This is a genomic window from Streptomyces sp. NPDC087787, from assembly GCF_044743035.1.
GTDB lineage: Bacteria > Actinomycetota > Actinomycetes > Streptomycetales > Streptomycetaceae > Streptomyces.
In genome coordinates this window covers 1-3,621 of record NZ_JBIUVQ010000057.1, presented here as the reverse complement: position 1 = coordinate 3,621, position 3,621 = coordinate 1, and the positions used below count along the sequence as shown (strand labels likewise).

At 71.1% G+C, this 3,621-nt stretch carries 2 protein-coding genes; both read right to left on the bottom strand.

Features of this window, described 5'->3' with window-relative positions:
- The coding region (locus ACIOWN_RS34415) for a beta-ketoacyl synthase N-terminal-like domain-containing protein (protein ID WP_362358044.1) at positions 1-911 on the bottom strand (911 nt) is incomplete at its 3' end.
- A 32-nt stretch (positions 912-943) separates the two neighbouring features.
- On the bottom strand, positions 944-3,621 hold a 2,678-nt coding region (locus ACIOWN_RS34410; protein ID WP_362358046.1), incomplete at its 5' end, for a type I polyketide synthase.

Sequence of the window (3,621 nt, the reverse complement as noted above, 5' to 3'; positions counted from 1 at the left end):
GCGCCGTCCTGGTTGATTGCGGAGCCGCGTATCACGGCGAGTACTTCGTGGCCGTGGCGTTGTGCGTCGGAGAGTCGTTCCACCAGCAGGAGTGCTGCTCCCTCCGAGAGGCCCGTGCCGTCCGCCCCAGCTCCGAACGCCTTGCAGCGTCCGTCCGGTGCCAGCGCACGCTGCCGTGAGAAGGCGACGTACATCTGCGGCGACACCATCACCGTGACTCCGCCGGCCAGGGCCAGGTCGCACTCGCCGTTGCGCAGCGACTGGGCCGCGAGGTGCAGCGCCACCAGCGATGACGAACAGGCCGTGTCGAGAGTGACCGCAGGGCCCTCCAGACCGAGCGCGTAGGACACCCGCCCGGACGCGACGCTGCCGGAGTTGCCGATTCCGAAGTAGCCCTCGACCTCCTCGGGCAACCGGTCCAGGTCATTCGCGTAGTCGTGGTACATGAGGCCGGTGAACACGCCGACCGGCCGGCGGCGCAGCGAGGTGGGGTCGATGCCGGCCCGCTCGAACGCCTCCCAGGAAACCTCCAGCAGCAGCCGCTGCTGCGGGTCCATCGCCAGCGCCTCCCGCGGCGAGATCCCGAACAGCGTCGCGTCGAACCCCGCCGCGTCGTCCAGGAAACCGCCCTCGTACGCGCTGGACTTCCCGGCCGCGTCGGGGTCCGGGTCATAGAGGTCGTCCGGCCATCCGCGATCGGTCGGGAATCGCGAGACGGCGTCCACACCGTCGGAAACCAGCGACCACAGGTCCTCCGGAGAAGACACGCCACCGGGCAGACGGCAGGCCATTCCTATGATCGCGATCGGTTCCCTGGCGGCCGACTCGACCTCCCGCAGGCGCTTGTTGGACTTCTGCAGATCGGCCAGCACTCGCTTGAGGTACTCGCGCAGCTTCGCGTCGTTCGACATGGGCAGGCTCATTCCTCGATGTGGCAGACGGATCAGGACAGGCCGAGCTCGTCATCGGCGAGTCGGAAGATGTCGTCGTCGGTCGCGGAGGCCAGGTCGATTCCGCCAGGCTCGCCGGTCTCCCACTTGGCTGTCAGCGTCCGCAGGCGGAGCACGACCTCGGCCCGGAACTCCTCGTCGAAGGCGTCGACGGAGAACTGTTCCTCGAGCCGCGCCAGCTCGCTCAGCACCGACGGCACGTCTGCCGCGGCGTTCGGCACCAGCTCGGTGCGCAGACGTTCGGCCAGTGCGATGGGGCTCGGGTGATCGAAGACGAGCGTCGCGGGCAGCCGTACGCCGGTTGCCTCCGCGAGCCGGTTGCGCAGCTCCACCGCGGTGAGCGAGTCGAAGCCGATGTCCCGGAACGCCTGATCGGAGGCGAGTGAGCCGGCCCTGGAGTGGCCGAGCACCTCGGCCGCCCCACGCAGTACCAGCTCCAACAGCAGACGGGCCTGTTCGGCGGCCGACCTGCCGGACAGCCGCTGCGCGAGCGAATCCTCGTTTGGCGTGGTCGCACGGCGCCGGGATCGCACGAGCCCGCGCAGCAGCGGCGCCACCTCGTCGCCCGAGGCGGCACGGCGGCGCAGAGCACCGAGGTCGAGCCTGGTGGGCACGAGCACCGCATGGTCGGCGGACAAAGTCGCGTCGAACAGCGCGAGCCCTTCCTCGGAGGACATCGGGAGCGTTCCACCACGCGACAACCGGTCCAGGTCGGCCGCTTGGAGCCTCCCGGTCAGCTCACTCCGCTGCTCCCACAGCCCCCAGGCCAGCGACAGTGCCGGCAGGCCCTGCGACCGGCGCAGCGCGGCGAGCGCGTCCAAGAAGGCGTTCGCGGCGGCGTAGCTCGCCTGTCCGGCGCTGCCGAAGACGCCCGCGCCCGACGAGAACAGGACGAATGCGGAGAGGTCCAGGTGGGCGGTGAGCTCGTGCAGATGCCATGCGGCGTCGGCCTTGGGCCGCAGCACGGCATCGACCCGCTCGGGCGTCAGCGCGGACACGACACCGTCGTCCACGGCACCCGCTGTGTGTACGACCGCTGTGATCCGTGCCGAGGCGATCACTGCGGCGAGCGCGTCCCTGTCAGCGACGTCGCACGCCACGACGCGTACCACCGCGCCGAGCTCGGTCAGCTCTGTGACGAGCTCCGTCGCACCGGGCGCGTCGGGCCCGCGCCGGCTGACCAGCAGCAGGTCGCGCACGCGATGCTCGCGCACCAGATGCCGCGCGGCCAGTGCGCCCAGTGTTCCGGTGCCCCCGGTGATCAGCACCGTGCCGTCCTGACCGAGCATCCCGGAACGAGGGTCGGCCGTGGCGCGGGCCAGCCGTGGCGCGAACGCCACCCCACCGCGTACGGCCACCTGCGGCTCACCCGTGCGCACCGCTCCGGGCAGGAGGCGCCATGAGTCCTTGTGTTCGTCGACGTCCGCCAGCACGAACCGGCCGGGGTTCTCCGACTGTGCCGCACGGATCAGGCCCCACACGGCGCCGGCCGCCGGATCCGTCTCGCCGTTCCTTGTCAGTACGACGAGCCGGGCCGCGTCGTCCTGCCGCGCACGTACTGCCTCGATGGCCCGGCCGGTCAGTTCCCGTGCGCGGGCCGGGGCGTCCCCCGAGAGGTCGGCGGTCAGATCGAGCACGATGTCCCGCGGATCCCACGACGTGTCACCCGTCGCCGGTATACCCACCCAGTCGACGTGGAACAGCGAGTCGGTGGTGCGCGGCCGGGCGAACGCGGTGGCCCGCAGCACGAGCGCACCGATCGACGCGACCGGCGCGCCCGTATGGTCGGCGACCCGCACGGACACACCGTCGGGACCGGACGGCCTCGCACTCACCCGCAGTGACGAAGCGCCCACCGCGTGCAGCGCCACCGCGTTCCATGCGAACGGCAGGAGCAGCTCGCCCTCCCGGGTCTCGGGCAGCGTGCCGAAGTTGGTGGCCTGCAAGGCGACGTCCAACAGCGCCGGGTGCACGCCGTACGCGTCCACGCCCTCGTGCAGCGACGCGGGCAGTTCGATCTCCGCGAAGATCTCCTCACCGCGCCGCCAGACGGCGCGCAAGCCCTGGAACGCGGGACCGTACTCGTAACCCGCCTGGGCGAGGCCGCCGTAGAAATCCCCGATCTCCACGGTTTCGGCGCCCTCCGGCGGCCACACGCGCAACTCGAACCCGGGCGCCGCCTCCTCGGGCACCAGGAACCCGCTCACATGTCTCTCCCACGGCGCGGACGCGTCGGCACGAGAGTGCACACCGACCGGCCTGCGCCCCGTTCCGTCCTCAGCGCCCACGACCACTTGGGTATGCACGGCACCCCCCTCGGGCAGCACCAACGGGGACTCGATGACCAACTCGTCCACGACCGGGAATCCGACCTCGTCACCCGCCCGCACCACCATCTCGACGAACGCCGTGCCGGGCACCAGCACCGCACCGGAGACCACGTGGTCGGCCAGCCACGGCTGGGCTCCGGCCGACAGCCTGCCCGTGCACACCACACCACCCGAATCGGGCAGTACCACCGCCGTCTCGAGCAGCGGGTGGCCGGTCGTGTTCCGGCCCGCCGTGGTCGGCCGATGCAGCCAGTACCGCTCGTGTTGGAAGGGGTAGGTTGGTAGGTCGGCTCGTCGGGTGTCGTGCAGTGGCCACCGGACGTTGATGCCGGTGACCCAGA